At 66.3% G+C, this 17,976-nt stretch carries 15 protein-coding genes; 7 read left to right on the forward strand and 8 right to left on the reverse strand.

Annotated features, from left to right (window positions below):
- Positions 1–36: 36 nt before the first annotated feature.
- The 4 genes from tyrS (at position 37) to cysK (ending at position 3,953) form a co-directional block, all read left to right on the forward strand.
- Entirely contained in the window at positions 37–1,266 is a 1,230-nt protein-coding gene (gene tyrS, locus E2E27_RS11565) for a tyrosine--tRNA ligase (protein WP_141459330.1), read from the forward strand.
- 84 nt (positions 1,267–1,350) lie between these two features.
- Positions 1,351–1,689 (forward strand): PilZ domain-containing protein, encoded by a 339-nt coding sequence (locus tag E2E27_RS11570; RefSeq protein WP_141459332.1) that lies wholly within the window; start codon positions 1,351–1,353, stop codon positions 1,687–1,689.
- 78 nt (positions 1,690–1,767) lie between these two features.
- Positions 1,768–3,036, forward strand: a complete 1,269-nt coding sequence (locus tag E2E27_RS11575; RefSeq protein WP_141459334.1) for an MFS transporter — start codon at positions 1,768–1,770, stop codon at positions 3,034–3,036.
- Positions 3,033–3,953 carry a cysteine synthase A gene (gene cysK / locus E2E27_RS11580; protein WP_141459336.1) on the forward strand — a complete coding sequence of 307 codons (921 nt, stop codon included), beginning with the start codon at positions 3,033–3,035 and terminating at the stop codon, positions 3,951–3,953. Before E2E27_RS11575 ends, cysK begins: the two co-directional genes overlap by 4 nt.
- A 6-nt stretch (positions 3,954–3,959) precedes the next feature.
- Here the strand turns inward: cysK and E2E27_RS11585 are convergent, their stop codons facing one another.
- Complete coding sequence (locus E2E27_RS11585; RefSeq protein WP_141459338.1) at positions 3,960–5,231, reverse strand: M20/M25/M40 family metallo-hydrolase; 1,272 nt, start codon at positions 5,229–5,231, stop codon at positions 3,960–3,962.
- A gap of 144 nt (positions 5,232–5,375) precedes the next feature.
- On the opposite strand from E2E27_RS11585, the gene E2E27_RS11590 reads away from it, so the two are divergent.
- On the forward strand, positions 5,376–5,915 hold the full coding sequence (locus E2E27_RS11590; protein WP_141459340.1) for a hypothetical protein: 540 nt from the start codon (positions 5,376–5,378) through the stop codon (positions 5,913–5,915).
- Between the two features lie 69 nt (positions 5,916–5,984).
- Here E2E27_RS11590 and E2E27_RS11595 read toward each other — a convergent pair whose 3' ends face one another.
- The 4 genes from E2E27_RS11595 to E2E27_RS11610 form a co-directional block, all read right to left on the reverse strand.
- Positions 5,985–7,790, reverse strand: a complete 1,806-nt coding sequence (locus E2E27_RS11595; RefSeq protein ID WP_141459342.1) for an acyl-CoA dehydrogenase C-terminal domain-containing protein — start codon at positions 7,788–7,790, stop codon at positions 5,985–5,987.
- Between the two features lie 45 nt (positions 7,791–7,835).
- Positions 7,836–8,294, reverse strand: a complete 459-nt coding sequence (locus E2E27_RS11600) for a MerR family transcriptional regulator (RefSeq protein ID WP_141459344.1) — start codon at positions 8,292–8,294, stop codon at positions 7,836–7,838.
- A gap of 58 nt (positions 8,295–8,352) precedes the next feature.
- Positions 8,353–8,748 (reverse strand): phosphoribosyl-AMP cyclohydrolase, encoded by a 396-nt coding sequence (hisI, locus tag E2E27_RS11605; protein WP_234036035.1) that lies wholly within the window; start codon positions 8,746–8,748, stop codon positions 8,353–8,355.
- 379 nt (positions 8,749–9,127) lie between these two features.
- On the reverse strand, positions 9,128–9,832 hold the full coding sequence (locus E2E27_RS11610; protein ID WP_141459348.1) for a ComF family protein: 705 nt from the start codon (positions 9,830–9,832) through the stop codon (positions 9,128–9,130).
- A 56-nt stretch (positions 9,833–9,888) separates the two neighbouring features.
- Here E2E27_RS11610 and E2E27_RS11615 point away from each other — a divergent pair, with 56 nt between their 5' ends.
- Positions 9,889–10,653, forward strand: a complete 765-nt coding sequence (locus tag E2E27_RS11615; protein ID WP_141459350.1) for a methyltransferase domain-containing protein — start codon at positions 9,889–9,891, stop codon at positions 10,651–10,653.
- Here E2E27_RS11615 and ppdK read toward each other — a convergent pair.
- The 3 genes from ppdK to E2E27_RS11630 form a co-directional block, all read right to left on the reverse strand.
- Positions 10,650–13,322: a pyruvate, phosphate dikinase gene (gene ppdK, locus E2E27_RS11620; RefSeq protein ID WP_141459352.1), complete on the reverse strand. Its 2,673-nt coding sequence runs from the start codon at positions 13,320–13,322 to the stop codon at positions 10,650–10,652. The two genes, E2E27_RS11615 and ppdK, sit on opposite strands and share 4 nt — an antisense overlap.
- A gap of 124 nt (positions 13,323–13,446) precedes the next feature.
- A complete protein-coding gene (glyS, locus tag E2E27_RS11625) occupies positions 13,447–15,822 on the reverse strand; it encodes a glycine--tRNA ligase subunit beta (RefSeq protein ID WP_141459354.1) in 2,376 nt (791 codons plus the stop codon).
- Positions 15,822–16,754 (reverse strand): glycine--tRNA ligase subunit alpha, encoded by a 933-nt coding sequence (locus E2E27_RS11630; RefSeq protein WP_141459356.1) that lies wholly within the window; start codon positions 16,752–16,754, stop codon positions 15,822–15,824. The genes glyS and E2E27_RS11630 overlap by 1 nt, the downstream gene beginning before the upstream one ends.
- Positions 16,755–16,908: 154 nt before the next feature.
- Between E2E27_RS11630 and E2E27_RS11635 the strand changes: the two genes are divergently transcribed.
- Positions 16,909–17,970, forward strand: coding sequence for a TraB/GumN family protein (locus E2E27_RS11635; RefSeq protein ID WP_141459358.1), 1,062 nt, complete (start codon positions 16,909–16,911; stop codon positions 17,968–17,970).
- Positions 17,971–17,976 lie beyond the last annotated feature (6 nt).

Consider the following 17,976-nt stretch of genomic DNA (forward strand, 5'->3'; position numbering starts at 1 on the left):
TCACGCCGCGCGCACCGCCTGATAGGGGCGCGCCCTATGAACACCTTCGAATCCGACCTTCTGCGCCTGCTCGAAGAGCGTGGCTACATTCACCAGCAGACCGATGCGGCGGGGCTCGATGCCCTTGCCGCCAAGGAGATCGTGCCGGGCTATATCGGGTTCGACGCCACGGCGCCTTCGCTTCACATCGGTAGCCTCGTGCAGATCATGATGTTGCGCCGCCTGCAGCAGACCGGCCACAAGCCGATCGTGCTGATGGGCGGCGGCACCACGCGGATCGGTGATCCCACGGGCCGCGACGAGAGCCGCAAGATGCTCACCGACGAAACGATCGAGGCCAACATCGCCTCGATCATGACCGTGTTCGACAAGCTGCTGACCTTCGGCGACGGGCCGACCGATGCGGTGATGGTCAACAATCACGATTGGCTGGGCCAGCTGGGCTACATCCAGTTGCTGCAGGAAGTCGGCACGCATTTCACCGTCAACCGGATGCTGACCTTCGATTCGGTGCGGCTGCGGCTCGAGCGCGAGCAGCCGATGACCTTCCTCGAATTCAACTACATGATCCTGCAGGGCTACGATTTCAGGCACTTGTCCAAGGAATTCGGAGTTCGTCTGCAGATGGGCGGCAGCGACCAGTGGGGCAATATCGTCAACGGGATGGAGCTTGGCCGCCGGATGGACGGCTCCGACCTGTTTGGTCTCACCACCCCGCTGCTGACCACCGCCAGCGGCGCGAAGATGGGCAAGACTGCTGCGGGCGCGGTGTGGCTCAACGAGGAGCAGCTGCCAGCGTACGATTTCTGGCAGTATTGGCGCAATGTCGACGATGCCGACGTGGGCAAGTTCTTGCGGCTGTTCACCGATCTGCCGCTCGACGAGATCGCCCGCCTCGAAGCGCTCGAAGGGGCCGAAATCAACGCCGCCAAGGTGGTGCTCGCTAACGAGGTGACGAAACTCGTCCGCGGCGCGGATGCTGCTACCCGTGCCGAAGCGACCGCGCGCGAGACCTTTGCCGGATCGGGTGCGGGCGAAGATCTGCCGAGCCTTGCCGTCGGCAACGAGGGAATGCGGATCGCCGCACTGCTTACCGCCATCGGTCTCACCGCATCGGGCGGCGAGGCCAAGCGCAAGCTGGCGGAAGGCGCGGTGAAGCTCGACGGCGAGACGATCACCGATCCCGCGCAGCTTGTGCTCCCCGCCGAAGGGCAGACCCTGCGCCTCAGCCTCGGCAAGAAACGGCACGCGCTGGTGCATCGCTGACCCAGCCCGATCTTTACCAATTGTCAGCCTTTCTGCGGCATTTCCGTGGAATAGGCCCCAGACGAAGGGAAGGATCGCAAACACGTGGCGGGTGGAGCTAATCTCAGCGTGACCGATTTGCGTCGTGCGGCGCGGCACCCGGTCGATTTTCCGGCGATCGTCGAGCATTTCGTGCACGGCGACCTGCATCTGCACGTCAGCAACCTTTCAGCCCACGGCTTCATGGTCGACAACGCGGCCCAGCTCAATCGCGGCGATCGCATCATTATCCGCCTGCCGGTGGTGGGCCGGATCGAGGCCTATGTGATCTGGGTGCGCGATACTCGCGCAGGCTTCCAGTTCGAACGGATTATCCGCTTCGACGACTTCGGGGCGATCATCGATCAGCTCCAGCCCAACCCGCGCCTGCGCCGCCCGCGCTAGCACCGCCGAAAGCCCAGCCTCGGCCAACCCAAGTTTCCCCTGCTTGGCAGGCACGCGCGAGCCTGCCATGGCGCGCGCGTGACTCAGCCCGCCTCCCCACTCCGGATTCCCGATTATCGGCGTTACTGGCTTGCCCGCTTCATGGCGGTGTTTGCCACGATGTCGATGGTCGTGCTGCTCGGCTACCAGCTCTACGAGGTCGCGCGCGAGGATTACGGGATGAGCGTGGCCGAAGCCTCGTTCCAGCTTGGCCTGCTGGGTCTTGCGCAGTTCATTCCGCTGTTCCTGCTGACCCCCGTGGCGGGTCTTGCCGCCGACCGCTTCGACCGGCGCCATGTCGCGGCCTTCGCCAATGGAATCGACGGCTGCGTAGCCGTGGTGCTGGCAGCGACGACCTGGGCCGATGCGCTGACCCTGCCGCTGCTCTTCATCCTCGCCGCCGCCCACGGCACGGCGCGGGTGTTCGTCGGCCCTTCGATGAGTGCGATTGCGCCCAATATCGTGCCCCCCGCCCTGCTCCCGCGCGCGATCGCCCTTTCCTCGATCGCCTGGCAGACCGCCAGCGTCGCCGGGCCGGCGGTCGGCGGGCTGGTCTATGCCGAAGTGATCTGGCTGCCGCACGCAATCTCGGCGGCGATGCTGTTGATGGCTGGGGTGCTGATCCTCACGGTCCGCCCGATCCGCGCCAGGCACGAAGGCCCGCCGCTCAAGCCCGTGCGGCAGATGATCGAGGGGCTGATCTATGTCTGGCGCGAGCGGTTCCTGCTGGGCTGCATCACGCTCGATCTGTTCGCGGTGCTGCTGGCGGGCGCGACCGCGCTGCTGCCGGTGTTCGCGCGCGACATCCTGTTCGTGGGGCCCGAAGGCCTCGGCCTGATGCGCGCGGCTCCGGCGCTAGGCGCGGCGAGTGTGGCGCTGATCCTGTCGTTCCGTCCACTGGAACGCGAGGTCGGGGTGAAGATGCTGTGGGCGGTCGCGGCCTTCGGGGCGCTGACCATCGCCTTTGCCTATTCGCGCAGCTTTGCGCTGTCGCTGGCGATCCTTTCGATGATGGGCGCGGTCGACATGGTCTCGGTCTTTATCCGCTCTTCGCTTGTTCAGCTTTTCACGCCCGACGACAAGCGCGGGCGGGTTTCGGCGATCTCGGGCCTGGCGATTTCGGCCTCCAACGAATTGGGCGAGATGCAGTCGGGCCTTGCCGCCGCACTGCTCGGCGCGACCGGCGCGGTTGTATTCGGCGGCGCGGGTGCGATAGTCGTGACATTGGTCTGGGCGTGGTATTTCCCCGAATTGCGCCGCGCCCGCAGCTTCGAGCCGCAGGCGCTCAAACGAGAGGTATCGACATGAAGGCTGACAACATCCTCGCCACCATCGGCGGCACCCCGCATATCCGCCTCGCGCGGCTGTTCCCCAATCACGAGGTCTGGGTGAAGTCCGAGCGCGCCAATCCCGGTGGCTCGATCAAGGACCGTATCGCGCTCGCGATGGTCGAGGATGCCGAGGCCAGCGGCGCGCTGAAGCCGGGCGGCACCATCGTCGAGCCCACCTCGGGCAATACCGGAATCGGCCTTGCGATGGTCGCCGCGGTCAAGGGTTACAAGCTGGTGCTGGTGATGCCCGAATCGATGTCGGTCGAACGTCGCCGCTTGATGCTCGCCTATGGGGCAAGCTTCGACCTCACCCCGCGCGAAAAGGGCATGAAGGGCGCGATCGAGCGCGCACAGGAGCTGGTCGCCGGGACACCCGGCGCGTGGATGCCGAGCCAGTTCGACAATGCCGCCAACCCCGCAGTCCACGCGCGCACCACCGCGCAGGAAATCCTCGCCGATTTCGCCGACACACCGATCGACGTGATGATAACCGGGGTCGGCACCGGCGGTCACCTCACCGGCTGCGCCGAGGAGTTGAAAAAGCACTGGCCCCGCTTCAAGGCCTATGGTGTCGAACCGGCCCTCTCCCCCGTGATCAACGGCGGCCAGCCCGGCCCGCACCCGATTCAGGGCATCGGCGCGGGCTTCATCCCCGGCAACCTCCATACCAACGCCATCGACGGCGCGATCAAGGTCGATGCCGAGGAGGCGAAGGAAATGGCCCGCCGCGCCGCGCGCGAGGAAGGGATGCTGGTCGGCATTTCGAGCGGCGCGACACTCGCCGCGATTGCCGCCAAGCTGCCCGAACTCGCGCCCGGCGCGCGGGTGATGGGCTTCAACTACGACACCGGCGAGCGCTACCTCTCGGTGCCCGAGTTCCTGCCGGTGGAATAAGCGACGTCAGGGCGAGTGGGCCCCGGTCTGCGCGAGGATCACCGTCAGTCCGACCGAGAGTCCCGCGACGAATCGCTCGCGCTCGATATTGAGAAACTCGTCGAGGCTGTGGGTGCGTCCACCCCCGGCCCCGCTGCCGATGGTCAGCGCCGGAATGCCGAGGCTCATGGGGATGTTGCTGTCGGTCGAGGAGTCGTCGATCCGCGCCCGGAACCCTGCCGCCTCGCTGGCCGCGAGCGCATTGCGGATCAGCGGGTGATCGGGCGGGGTAACGCCGCCGGGGCGATCCCCGGTCAGCTCCGCCACCAGCGACACCACCCCCGCGCGCTGCGAGCGGGCGGCGTTCTCGCTGGCCACCCCGGCCTCGGCTGCTGCCAGCACCTCCGTTTCGAGGTCTCGCAGCAGCGCTGCGTCGCCCGAGCGCATGTCGATCTCCAACGCCACTTCGGCGGGGATCGAATTGACCGAGGTGCCGCCGCTGACGACGCTCGCGGAATAGGTCGTCTTGGGCTCATCGGGCGCCTGGATGGCGTAGATCCCGCGCACCGCCTCGGCCATCGCGGCCATCGGGTTGACGATACCGAAGGCGCCATAGCTGTGCCCGCCCGGCCCCTTGAAGACGAGCCGGTAGCGCCGCGAGCCGACGGCCGCATGAACAACCCGCCCGGCATCCGTCCCGTCGATCGACATGAAGGCCCCGATCCGCCCCTGCCACGCGCCCTTGGTGAAGAGGTGGCGCACCCCGCGCAAGTCGCCCGGCCCCTCCTCGCCTACCGTGGCGACAAACAGGATCGCCTGCCGGGTGGTGATCTTGCGCTGCTCCAGCGCCCGCACCCACGCCAGCATGGAGGCGAGGCCGAGGCTGTCATCGCCGATGCCCGGTGCCAGCAGCCGCTCGCCCTCGCGCGTGACGGTGATCGGCGTTCCTTCGGGAAAGACGGTGTCGAGATGGGCCGAGACGACGAAGACCGGGCCGTTTTCCAGTCCGGGCCGCAGCGCGAGGACATTGCCTTCCTCGTCGATGGTGACGTCAGTCAGTCCACTGTCGCGCAGCATCTGGGCAAACAGCGCGGCGCGGGCGGCCTCCTTGAAAGGCGGCGCGGGGGTTTCGGTGATGCGGATCAGGTCGGCGATCACCTGGTCATATTGCGCATCGAGATCGGCTTTGAAACTCGCCGGCAATTGCTCCGCTCGGATTGTCTGGGCGGCGAGCGGCTGTGCCGCCAGCGGCGTCGCGAGGGCGAACAGCGCCGCAAGTCCCATCCGGTGCCATGCCATAGTTCGACCGTCCCCTTGCGTGCTGCGACAGGCTTCACCAGCCCCCTTACCCGGTGGCCGCGTGGAGCGATTCCTTAACCTTGATCGCCTATTTCCTGCGGCAATGGAACAGCCCTCACAACTGCGGCACGGGGACCGGCGCGCATGAAGTTCATCAAGCTCGAATCGCGCGGCGGCAATTATCTCGTCGTCGCCTCCAACGTCGCATGGCTGCGCACCGCAGAAAACGGCCAGACCAATGTCGGCATCGTCGGCGGACAGCCGCTGCTGGTGGTGGGATCGGTGGAGGAAGTGGCCGCCAAGATTCTTGCCGGAACGGCCGAGGGCGAGCCTGATGCCACGCCAGCGCCCGCACAAGCTGCCGTGCCCGCGCCCGCACCGGTGGCGGCACCCGCGCCAGCTCCTGCGCCGCAAGCCGCTCCGCCTCCGCCTCCGCCTCCGCCGCCCGCGCCGGAACCCGAGCCCGAACCGGTGGTCGAAGTGGTCGAGCCCGAGCCGGAACCAGAGCCCGAACCCGGACCGGTCGCGGCCGCGACACCGGCCATGGCCCCTGCGCCCCCCGCCCGCCCGCGTAGCGGATCGGCGCGTTCGGCGGCGCAGTGGGAACGGCCTGCCTCCGTCCCGCAGCCCGGCAGCATCAAATTGAAGGCCGGCTCGCAGCGGATGATGGGCCGCTTCGAGTAAGGCCGAATAGCAACGGGCCGCCATGCCAATGCATGACGGCCCGCTTTGTATCAGTATCGCGAAACCAGATCAGGCCGCGGTGGCGAAAGCCTCCGCCGGCAGCTTCATCATGTATTCGCTGCCCGCTTCCAGCTTGCGCCGCAGCGCGCCCGCATCGGGGAGGAAGCGTTCGGCGTAGTAGTTGGCCGAGACCAGCTTGGCTTCGTAGAAGGCCTTGTCGTCAGCGCCCTCGGCCAGCTTGGCCGCAGCAACCTTGGCCATCTTCAGCCAGAAGAAGCCCAGCGTCACGATGCCCATGATGTGCATATAGTGATGCGCGCCCGCGCCGAGGTGGTTGGGGTTGGCCATCGCGTTCTGCATGAACCACATGGTCGCCGCCTTCTGCTCGCCCAGCGCCTTTTCGAGGCGTTCGGCGACGCTCTTCAGCGTCTCGTTCTGCTTGGCCGAGGCGATTTCCTCGTCGATCATGGCGAAGAACGCCTGGATCGCCTTGCCGCCACCCGCAGCGAGCTTGCGGCCGCACAGGTCCATCGCCTGCACACCGTTGGCGCCTTCGTAGATCATGGCGATGCGGCTATCGCGCACGAACTGCTCCATGCCCCATTCCTTGACGTAGCCGTGCCCGCCATAGACCTGCTGCATATTCGTGGCGATGTCGTAGCCCTTGTCGGTGCCGTAGCCCTTGATCACCGGGGTCATCAGCCCGATCAGCAGATCGGCCATCTCGCGCTCTTCGGCGGTCTGCGCCTTGTGCGTCAGATCGACCTGCAGCGCGCCCCACAGGCACAGCGCCCGCATGGCTTCGGTGAAGACCTTGGCGTCCATCAGCATCCGGCGCACGTCGGGGTGGACGAAAATCGGATCGGCCTTGGCCGCAGGGTCTGCGGGGCCCGTCAGCGCACGGCCCTGACGGCGATCAAGCGCGTAGTTGACCGCGTTCTGGTAAGCGACTTCGGCCTGCGCATAGCCCTGAATGCCGACGCCGAGACGCGCCGCGTTCATCATGATGAACATCGCGGCAAGGCCCTTGTTCTCTTCTCCCACCATGTAGCCGGTCGCGCCGTCATAGTTGAGCAGGCAGGTGGCGTTGCCGTGGATGCCCATCTTCTTTTCGATCGACCCGCAGGTGACGCCATTGCGCTCCCCCGGATTGCCATCGGCGTCGAGCAGGAACTTGGGCACGATGAAGAGCGAGATGCCCTTGGTCGAATCCGGCGCGCCCGGGGTCTTGGCCAGCACCAGATGGATGATGTTGCTGGTGAGGTCATGCTCGCCGGCCGAGATGAAGATCTTGGTGCCGGTGATCGCATAAGAACCATCGCCGTTCGGCACGGCCTTGGTGCGGATCATGCCGAGATCGGTGCCGCAATGCGGCTCGGTCAGGTTCATGGTGCCCGACCATTCGCCCGAGATCATCTTGGGCACGAAGGTCTGTTTCTGCTCGTCGCTGCCCTTGGCGAGGATCGCCGAGATCGCGCCGGCGGTGAGGCCCGGATACATCGCGAAGGCCTGGTTGGCGGTGCCGGTGTATTCCTCGAGCACGAAGCCGAGCACATGCGGCAGGCCCTGTCCGCCGAATTCCTCGGGCTGGGCCAGCGTGCCCCAACCGCTTTCGACGTAGGCCTGATAGGCTTCCTTGAAGCCCGGCGGGGTGGTGACAGAACCGTCTTCGTGACGGGTGCAGCCATGCTCGTCACCCGCCTGATTGACCGGCGCGAGCACCTCGGCGCAGAACTTGCCGGCCTCGTTGATGACCGTCTCGATCATGTCGGGCGTGGCGTTCTCGAAGCCGGGCAGATTGCCGTAGCTGGCAAGGTCGAGCACTTCGTTGACAACGAAGCGCGTGTCGCGGGTGGGGGCGGTATAGGTCGGCATCACGTAATCCCTTGGGTGTGCGGTGCTGGAAAGTCGGGGTGCGGCTCAGCCGAGGTCGAGCTTCTCGATCTCGGCGACGAAGTCGGTCAGTTCCTTGATCGAGCTGTCGATGTCGTCGCGCTGGGCCTTCAACTTGGCGATGTGCGTGCGGCACTTCTCGATCGTGACGCGGCGCTGTTCCACGCGGCCGTCATCGAGATCGTAGAGGTCGATCATTTCGCGAATTTCGGTCAGCGAGAAGCCGACGTTCTTGGCGCGCATGATCCATGCGAGCCGGGCGCGGTCGCGCTTGGAATAGACGCGGGTCAGCCCGACGCGCGCGGGGCTGATCAGCCCCTCGTCCTCGTAAAAGCGCAACGCGCGGGCGGTGCAGCCGAATTCCGAAGTAAGGTCGGAAATGGTGAACTGCTCGCGTTCGTGGACATCCGGCCGATCGAGATGCGCGCCGTTGCGACGCGGTTCACCGGCGGGATCGGCGGCGGAATGAGCGGATGCTGTAGCCATGCCACCGTTCTACCTTACGTTTACGTGAGCGTCAAGTTTGTTCACGCTTACGTGAACGTCAATGATCGTCGCGGCGTAAGCGCGGCTTCCCCTCGCCCGATTCGAGCACGCGGTAGAAGCAGCTTCGCGCCCCGGTGTGGCAGGTCGGCCCCGCGGGCACCGCGCGGATCACCAGCGCGTCCTGATCGCAATCGACCCGGATCTGCCGCAGCGCGAGCACGTTGCCCGAGGTCTCGCCCTTCATCCACAGCTTGCCGCGCGAGCGCGACCAGAAGTGCACCTTCCCGCTGGCCAGCGTCGCATCGAGCGCCTCGCGGTTCATGTGGGCGACCACCAGCACCTCGCCCGAGGCATCGTCGACCACCACTGCGGTGAGCAGGCCCAGTGCATCGAAGCGGGGAGCAAACACCGTGCCGCTCTCGCGCTCGGCAGTGGTCAGGGAAGTGTCGGTCACCGGAAACTCCATTGCGGCCTGTGTTGGACAGATCGTGTCGCTATCGTGGCGCTCATGCGACGATTGTTGCACGCAAACAACAGGGGGCTGCAAAAAAGACAAAACCGGCAGCTAACGCCTTTCGTATCGGGCTCCGACGTGGAACAAGCCCCTCGGAGCCTTCGCAAGGGGTTCTCCACCGAACAATGGCACCGCCCGGTGCCGGGTTCAGGGGGTGACCGGACCGCAAGACTGGCGGCGGGGTGCCAGCGCGACCGGTTGAACGATAGGGACTGGATCCCGGCAGCGAAGTTAGGGGGTCGCTGCCACTGCCCGCAAGGGTGGATCCTCACCGTTTCGTCACGTGGCGCCCGGGGTCGAAAGGCCTCGGGCGTTATGTTTATGGGCTGCTCTGGTGCGCCAGATGGTGTCCCTCCTCCACCCGGGCAAAGCACGCCATCGCGATCGAAGCGGGCCCCGCCTCCTTCAGTGCGGCGATGCAGGCCCTGCTGGTTGCGCCGCTGGTGAGTACGTCGTCCACCAGTATGACATCGCGCCCCGCAAGCTGCGCCATCCGCCGCGGGTTGAGCCGGATCGCACCGGCTAGCACCTGCTCCCGCGCCTCGCGGCCCAGCCCGCCGAGGTTCGGCGTGCGGCGGTGGCGAACCAGCCCGGCAACCTCGGCCTCGCCCTTGCCCAGACGCGCCAACTCGCGCGCCAGCAAGGCTGCCTGGTTGAAGCCGCGGCTCCACAACCGCCAGCGGTGGAGCGGCACCGGCACCAGCACCGGCGGTGGGCGGCCGTGAGCGGCTTCGGGCAGCCGCGCTGCCATCAACCGAGCCAGCAGCCGTGCCAGCGCAATCCGGCCGCCGTGCTTGTAGGCCATCACCAGCTTGCGCGAGGTTTCGGTGTAGTAAGTCGCCGCGTAGACCAGCACGCCCATGCCCTGCGCTTCGGGCTGCGTGGGCACCTCCAGCGTGCTCCAGCAGTCGAGGCACAGCCCTGCCTGGCCCGCGATTGCCGTTCCGCACAGCGGGCAGCGCGGGGGATAGACCATGTCCACCACGGGCGCGACATGGCGGGCGAGTTGTCGGGCCACTGCCATCGCCCGGGTGTCGCACGGCTTGCGCTCCGCTGGCAAGCGCGGCAGGGCGGGCGGCGATGACTGCCCCTGCAATCCCCACCATCTTCAGCCCCTGCCGCCGCGACGCCCGCCTCGCCCGCGCCCGGAGCCGCGCCGCTGCGCCCGGCGCCGCACGGTTCATTGCCGAGGACATGATCGAGGACACGCTTGAGCGACTCGCATTCCTTCGCCACGCCCCGGCGCGCGCGCTGGTCCTCGGCGATTGGACCGGCTCGCTGGCGCAGCATTTGCGTGCGGGCGGCGCCGAAGTCGATGCGCCCGAAACCCTCGATCCGGAAGCGCCCTTCCCCACCAGCGGGCTCGATCTGATCGTGGTGATCGGGATGCTCGATGCGGTCAACGACCTGCCCGGCGCGCTGATTCACCTGCGCAATGCCCTCGCCCCCGGCGGCCTGGTGATCGCCCACTTCATCGGCGGCCAGAGCCTCCCCGCCCTGCGCGCGGCCATGTTCGCCGCCGAGCCCGACCGTCCCGCCGCGCGGCTCCACCCGCTGGTCGATCCCCGCGCCGGGCCGGGGCTGATGCAGCGTGCCGGATGGAAGGACCCGGTGGTCGACACCCACCTGCTGACGGTGCGCTATACGACGCTCGACCGGTTGGTGAGCGACCTGCGCGATTCCGCACTCGGCAATGCGCTGGCGAAGCCCGCCGCACCGCTCGGCAAGGCCGCTCTCACCCGCGCCCGCGCCGCCTTTGCCACGCGCGCCGACGCGGACGGCAAGACGCCCGAGACCTTCGAGATCGTTACCCTGACCGGGCGGCGATCGCTCGCCGGAACCTAGCCCTTCTTCAACGCCGCTTGGGCCGCTGCGAGGCGCGCAATCGGCACGCGGTAAGGCGAGGCGCTGACGTAATCGAGGCCTACGCTCTCGCAGAAGGCGATGCTTGCCGGGTCGCCGCCATGTTCGCCGCAAATGCCCAGCTTGATGTCGGGCCGGGTCGCCCTGCCCCGCTCCGCCGCCAGTTCGACCAGTTGGCCGACACCGTCCACATCGAGACTGACGAAGGGGTCGCGCGGGAAAATGCCCTTGTCGACATAAACGCTCAAGAACCGCGCCGCATCGTCGCGGCTGACGCCCAGCGTGGTCTGCGTCAGGTCATTGGTCCCGAAGGAGAAGAACGCGCCCTCCTCGGCAATCTCGCCCGCCATCAGCGCCGCGCGCGGCAGCTCGATCATGGTGCCGACGAGGTAGTCGACCCGCGTGCCGACCTCGGCGAACACCGCTTCGGCGGTCTTGTCGACCAGCGCCTTGAGGATCGCGAGCTCGCGCTTGGTGGCGACCAGCGGGATCATGATCTCCGGCAGCGGCGCCTCGCCCGTGGACTGCTTCACCGCGCACACCGCCTCGAAGATCGCGCGCGCCTGCATCTCGTAGATCTCGGGATAGGTGATCCCGAGCCGGCACCCGCGATGGCCGAGCATCGGGTTGAATTCGTGCAGTTCGCCCGCACGGCGCTTGAGGTGATCGACCCCCAGCCCGGTCGCATCGGCAAGCTCGGCAAAGTCCTCGTCCGCGTGCGGCAGGAATTCGTGCAGCGGCGGATCGAGCAGTCGGATCGTGCAGGGGAGGCCCGCCATCACCTCGAAGATCGCGGTGAAATCGGCGCGCTGTTCGGGCAGCAGCTTGTCGAGAGCACGGCGGCGGCCGACCTCGTCCTCGGCAAGAATCATCTGGCGAACCAGCGAGATACGCGAGGCTTCGAAGAACATGTGTTCGGTGCGGCACAGCCCGATGCCCTCGGCCCCGAATTGGCGCGCCATGCGGCAGTCCTCGGGCGTTTCTGCATTGGTGCGCACCTTCATACGGCGCAAGCCGTCGGCCCAGACCATCAGCGTCCCGAAGTCGCCCGCCAGCTCCGGCTCGACCGTGGGCACGATGCCGAGCATCACCTGCCCCGTCGCTCCGTCGAGCGTGATGGCATCGCCTTCCTTCAGCTCGGTGGTGCCGATCCGCAACGTGCGGGTGTTGCGGTCGATCGAGACCTGCCCCGCCCCCGACACGCAAGGCCGCCCCATCCCGCGCGCGACAACCGCCGCGTGGCTGGTCATCCCGCCGCGGGCCGTCAGAATGCCCTGCGCCGCGTGCATCCCGTGGATGTCCTCCGGGCTTGTCTCGACCCGCACCAGGATCACCTTCTCGCCGCGCCCCGCCCATTGCTCGGCGGTGTCGGCATCGAGCACGATCTTGCCCGCCGCCGCACCCGGCGAGGCGGGAAGCCCGGTGGTCAGCACGTTGCGCTCGGCCTTGGGATCGAGCGTGGGGTGGAGCAGCTGATCGAGCGCCATCGGATCGACCCGCCGTACCGCCTCGCGCTCGTCGATCAGGCCCTCGGCCACCATGTCGACCGCCATCTTGAGCGCGGCCTTGGCGGTGCGCTTGCCCGAGCGCGTCTGAAGCATCCACAGCTTGCCGCGTTCCACCGTGAATTCAATGTCCTGCATGTCCTTGTAGTGAAGTTCCAGCAGGTCGAACACGCGGGCGAGTTCGGCATAGGCTTGCGGCAGTGCCTCTTCCATCGACAGCGGCTTGGCGCCCGCAGCCTCACGCGCGGCCTTGGTGAGGTATTGCGGTGTGCGGATGCCTGCGACCACGTCCTCGCCCTGCGCGTTGATCAGGTATTCGCCGTAATAGGCCCGCGTGCCGGTCGCCGGATCGCGGGTGAAGGCGACCCCGGTAGCGCTGGTTTCGCCCATATTGCCGAACACCATCGCCTGCACATTGACCGCGGTCCCCCAGTCGGCGGGGATGTCGTTCAACCGGCGGTAGACCTTGGCGCGGTCGCTATCCCAGCTGTCGAACACGGCACGGATCGCGCCCCACAGCTGTTCGTGAACGTCCTGCGGGAAGGGCTTGCCGAGTTCCTGCTGAACGATACCCTTGTATTCGCCCACCAGCGCCTGCCAGTCTTCGGACGACATCTCCGTATCGTTATAGAAGCCCTTGTCTTCCTTGGCGATCTCGAGTGCTTCTTCGAACAGCCCGTGATCGATCCCCAGCACCACGTCCGAATACATCTGGATGAAGCGCCGGTAGGAATCCCAGGCGAACCGCGCGTCCCCGCTCGATGCCGCCAGCCCTTCGACGGTTGCATCATTGAGCCCGAGGTTGAGGACGGTGTCCATCATCCCCGGCATCGACACCCGCGCGCCCGAGCGGACCGAGACCAGCAGCGGATCGCCCGCGTCGCCGAACCGCTTGCCAACGGTCCCCTCGACATGGGTGAGCGCCGTGCTCACCGCACTTCGTAGGCCATCGGAGAAATCCGCGCCATCCCTCAGATAGGTAACGCATTCTTCCGTGGTGATCGTGAAGCCCGGCGGCACCGGCAGGCCGATGCTCGCCATCTCGGCAAGGTTCGCGCCCTTGCCTCCGGTGACGGTCTTGTCCTTCTGGCGCGGATCGGAGTGGTCGGCGTCGACTCCGAATACATAGACCGTCTTCAGTGTCATAGGGCTTCCTAAGCGGTGTTGGGAACGTGACAAAGGTTACAGCGTGTCACTTTCCATACAGGGATCATGGCTTTGAAATTCTGTGCCTTTTCTCAAGGTGACACGAAAGGATATGCGCGAGAAATCACCCCTCGATGCGGCTGAAATCGGCGACACGGTGGACCGCATCGCGGAACCGCGCCAGCAGGTCGAGCCGCGCGGCGCGCTTTTTGGCCTCATCGGCGTTGACAGTCACCTCTTCAAAGAACCGGTCGATGGGCGCGCGTAGCGAGGCGAGCATACGCATTGCAAAGTCGAAATCTTCGCTTTCGATCGCACCCCGAACGCCAGGCTCAGCAGTATCGAGCGCGTCGATCAGCGCCTTTTCGGCCGGTTCGGGCGTGTAGGAAAGCGTGGACGCGGCCGCGTGGCGATCAGCCATCTTGGCGGCGATCACCGGGGCGAGATCGGGATCGTCGACCATCGCCAGCGGGTCTTCCTCGCCGGTGCGCGCGATTTCACCCTCGATGCCCTGCCAGTCTTCCTTCTTGAGAATGTTGGCGGCACGCTTGTAGCCCGCGAGCAGATTGGCGCCGTCCTCGGTGGTGACGAAGGCCTGCAGCGCATGGACGCGGGCGAGCAGGCGGACGAGATCGTCTTCGCCACCGAGCGCGAACACGGCGTCGATCAGATCGTGGCGGACGCCCGCCTCGCGCTGCTGGACTTTGAGGCGGTCGGCGAAGAAGTCGAGGAGCGCCAATCCTTCGTCACGCGCTCCTTCATGCGCATACGACCAAAGCCCGTTCTCAGAACGTTCAAACCAGTCAGCAAAATACTCATCCTCGAGAGCTTCTTGGTCGAAGTGCTTCTTCAAAAAGGCTTGCTGATAGTCAAAGTCTTCGAGGACCCGAGCATACACGAAGCGCCATGCGCCCACATCGACGGCATCGCACAGACTCAAGCGAATTTGGTTCACGGTTAGGAGTTGGACCACACCGATTGCAGCTCGCCGGAGCGCAAAAGGATCTTTCGAGCCAGTGGGAGTCATGCCCCAACAGAAAAATCCAAACAACGTATCAAGCTTATCCGCCAACGACACCGCCACCGTCACCGGCGCGGTGGGCACATCGTCGCCCTGCCCGACCGGCTTGTAGTGATCGCGGATCGCGTCCGAGACTTCGACCGGCAAGCCTTCCTTCGCGGCGTAATATCCGCCCATCAGGCCCTGCAATTCGGGGAACTCCCCGACCATCTCGGTGACGAGATCAGCCTTGCACAGCCGCGCGGCTGCTTCCGCGAGGTCGGCCAATTCTTCCTTCGTCATCCCAGCGGAAGCTGGGATCGTCTTCGAATTGGCACCCGGGTCGAGAGCGATCCCAGCTTTCGCTGGGATGACGACATCTTCCTCGACTAACCACCGCGCCAGCTTCGCCACACGCTCGACCTTGTCGGCGACGGTGCCGAGCTTCTCGTGGAAGGTGATGCGCGACAGCTTATTCGCGTGCTCGGCGAGCGGGGTTTTCTGGTCCTGCTCCCAGAAGAACCGCGCATCCGACAGGCGCGCGGCCAGAACCTTGCGGTTGCCGTCGACCACCACGCTCGCGTCGATGGGATCGATGTTGGCGGTGCAGACGAAGGCGTTGGCGAGCGCCCCCCCCGCGTCCTCGCACACGAAATACTTCTGGTTCACCCGCGCGGTGAGCTGGATCACCTCGGGCGGCACGTCGAGGAAGGCCTCGTCGAAGCGGCCGAGCAGCGGGACGGGCCATTCGGTGAGGCCAGCGTTCTCGATCACCAGCCCCTCGTCGGCGACCAGCGTCAGGCCCGCCTCGGCGGCAGCCTTGGCGGCGCCTTCGCGGATGATCGCGGCGCGCTCCTCGTGGTCGACGATCACGTGGCAGGCGCGCAGCTTCTCGGCATAATCGTCGGCGCTGCCGATGGTGATTTCGCCATCATGATGGAAGCGGTGGCCGCGCGTCGCGGCGCCTGCGGCAATCCCGCCGACTTCACACGCGACGACCTCGCCATCGAGCAGCGCAACGATGCCCGAAAGCGGTCGCACCCAGCGGATGCTATCGGTGCTGATCGAAGCCGCGCCCCAGCGCATCGACTTGGACCAGCTGAAATCGCGGATGATCGCGGGGATCGCGGCGGCGAGCACATCGCCGACCGCGCGGCCCGGCTTTTCGATCACCGCGAACCAGGTCATCCGGCCCTTGACGTCCCGCAGTTCCAGCTGCTCGCGGGTGACACCGTTCTTCTTGCAGAACCCGTCGATCGCGGCATCGGGCGCGCCTTCGGGCGGGCCCTTGGCTTCCTCGCTCATCGCCTCGGTCGCCAGCGGCAAACCGCGCGCAATCAGCGCAAGACGGCGCGGGGTCGACCAGATGGTGAGTTCACCCACCGCCACGCCCGCCGCGTCCAGCTCGCGCCGGAACAGCTTTTCGAGTTCGGCGCGCGCGCCTGCCTGCATCCGGGCAGGGATTTCCTCGCAGCGCAGTTCGAGCAGGAAGTCGGCCATCAGACGAGGCTCCATCCGGGATATTTGGCCTGCCATTCGGGCGTCATCTTTTCGGCATAGGCCTCGCAGGACGAGCGCGCGAGGTCGCGCACGCGGCCCATGTAGCTGGCGCGTTCCTGCACCGAGATCACGCCGCGCGCCTGCAACAGGTTGAACACGTGGCTCGCCTCCACCGCCTGTTCGTAAGCGGCGATGGGGACGCCTGCGGAAAGCGCGTTGCGGCACTCGGCCTCGGCCTTGGCGAAGAGGTCAAACAGCGCGTCGGTGTTGGCGACCTCGAAGTTCCACTTCGACATCTGGCGCTCGTTTTCGAGGAACACGTCGCCATACGACACCCCGACGTTGTTGAAGGCGAGGTCATAGACGTTGTCGACGCCCTGGATGTACATCGCCAGACGCTCGAGCCCGTAGGTGAGTTCGCCCGCCACCGGCTTGCAGTCGAAGCCGCCCATCTGCTGGAAATAGGTGAACTGGGTGACTTCCATCCCGTCGCACCACACTTCCCACCCGAGGCCCCATGCACCCAGCGTCGGGCTTTCCCAGTCGTCCTCGACAAAGCGGATGTCGTGCGCCAGCGGGTCGATCCCGATCGCGGCGAGGCTCTTCAAGTAGAGCTCCTGGATGTCGCCCGGCGAAGGCTTCAGGATCACCTGATACTGGTAGTAGTGCTGCAGCCGGTTAGGGTTCTCGCCATAGCGTCCGTCGGTCGGGCGGCGGCAGGGCTGGACGAAAGCGGCGTTCCACGGCTCCGGCCCGAGCGCGCGCAAGGTGGTTGCGGTGTGGAATGTGCCCGCGCCCATGCGCATGTCATAGGGCTGGAGGATGACGCAACCGGCATGGGCGCTCCAGAAGTCGTGGAGCGTCAGGATCATGTCCTGAAACGAGCGCGCGGGGTCGCGCGCAGGCGGAGTAAAGAGGGGCGCAGCACTCATGGCGGCTCGCCATGGCCGAACGCCCCCTTAGCGTCAATGCCGCAGCGCAGCACGCATCGCGGCAAAGCGCAGGCCCCGGCTGCAAGCGCTTGACATGCACGCAGCCTGCGGCAGCTTGCCGGTCAATGCAATTCTTGCGCCGAGGCCCTGATTCATGAAGCATTTTCGTCATTCTGCGGGTCTTCCGCTCGCCTTTGTGCTGGCGCTCGCGCCGCTCGCTGCGCAGGAGCCGTCGGAGGTAGGAGAGGTCGCGGCCGAACCCGCCCTGCCCGCCGAACCGGTTCCACTGCGTTGCACCGGGCGGCACGGCTTTCGCCATGGCGGCGGCCCGGTTCTGCCCGCACCACCCGCGCGCACCGCGCCCCGGCAGGACTACGAGCCCGCGCCGGCCATGTGGCGGCTTGCCGACGAGGATACCACCATCACCATCTTCGGCACCTTCCACGTCCTGCCCGAGGGTTTCCGCTGGCGCACCCCGTTGTTCGACCGGGTGGTGGGCGAGGCGCGGGAGGTCGTGTTCGAATCGCGCGACGACAAGGACGAGGCGGAGGCCGAGCTGACCCCCGAGGCGCTGCGCTTCATGACGCTGATGATGCGCTACCGCCCCACCGAGCCGCTGTCTGCGCGCCTTTCGGAACGCAATCGGCCCAAGCTCAAGCGGATGCTCCAGCTGGCGGGTCTTTCGGCCGACCAGATAGAATATGCCCCGCCGATGATCGCGATGTTCGCCATCGCCGAAGCCACCGCCACGGCCGAGGGCTCGCTGCGCGACTTCGGGGTGGAGACCGTGATCGAGGCCGAGTTCAAGGCCAGCGGCCGCCCGATCTCGGCGATCGAGGATCCGATCCAGGTGCTCGAAAACCTGTTCGGGATCGACGAGGCGCAGCTGATCGCCATGATCGACGAAGGGTTCGACGGGTGGGACGGCTGCGCTCTGGTCGAACCGGGCGGCAATGATTGGGAGAGCGAGCACAAGTGGGCGCAGGGCAAGCTGGGTGACGAGGCGGTGACCGAAATGCTCGAAGACCCCTTCGGGCGTGCCTTCTACGAAGTCCTGCTGGTCGACCGTAACCGCGCCTGGGCCGACTGGCTCGAGAATCGGATGGCGCAGCCCGGCAACCTGCTGCTGGCGGTTGGGGCCGGACATATGGAGGGCCCCGATTCGGTAATCCTGATGCTTCGGGAGAAGGGTCTTAACGTCGAGCGAATCCAATAGGATAAG

This window comes from Porphyrobacter sp. YT40 (assembly GCF_006542605.1).
Taxonomy (GTDB): Bacteria; Pseudomonadota; Alphaproteobacteria; order Sphingomonadales; family Sphingomonadaceae; genus Erythrobacter.

Coding starts and splice junctions, on each gene's coding strand:
- cysK (WP_141459336.1), top strand. CDS start 3,033: ATGAAGGCTGACAACATCCTCGCCACCATCGGCGGCACCCCGCATATC.
- E2E27_RS11585 (WP_141459338.1), bottom strand. CDS start 5,231: ATGGCATGGCACCGGATGGGACTTGCGGCGCTGTTCGCCCTCGCGACG.
- E2E27_RS11615 (WP_141459350.1), top strand. CDS start 9,889: ATGACTGCCCCTGCAATCCCCACCATCTTCAGCCCCTGCCGCCGCGAC.
- glyS (WP_141459354.1), bottom strand. CDS start 15,822: ATGGCCGACTTCCTGCTCGAACTGCGCTGCGAGGAAATCCCTGCCCGG.
- E2E27_RS11635 (WP_141459358.1), top strand. CDS start 16,909: ATGAAGCATTTTCGTCATTCTGCGGGTCTTCCGCTCGCCTTTGTGCTG.
- E2E27_RS11630 (WP_141459356.1), bottom strand. CDS start 16,754: ATGAGTGCTGCGCCCCTCTTTACTCCGCCTGCGCGCGACCCCGCGCGC.
- E2E27_RS11595 (WP_141459342.1), bottom strand. CDS start 7,790: ATGCCGACCTATACCGCCCCCACCCGCGACACGCGCTTCGTTGTCAAC.
- ppdK (WP_141459352.1), bottom strand. CDS start 13,322: ATGACACTGAAGACGGTCTATGTATTCGGAGTCGACGCCGACCACTCC.
- E2E27_RS11600 (WP_141459344.1), bottom strand. CDS start 8,294: ATGGCTACAGCATCCGCTCATTCCGCCGCCGATCCCGCCGGTGAACCG.
- E2E27_RS11590 (WP_141459340.1), top strand. CDS start 5,376: ATGAAGTTCATCAAGCTCGAATCGCGCGGCGGCAATTATCTCGTCGTC.
- tyrS (WP_141459330.1), top strand. CDS start 37: ATGAACACCTTCGAATCCGACCTTCTGCGCCTGCTCGAAGAGCGTGGC.
- E2E27_RS11610 (WP_141459348.1), bottom strand. CDS start 9,832: ATGGCAGTGGCCCGACAACTCGCCCGCCATGTCGCGCCCGTGGTGGAC.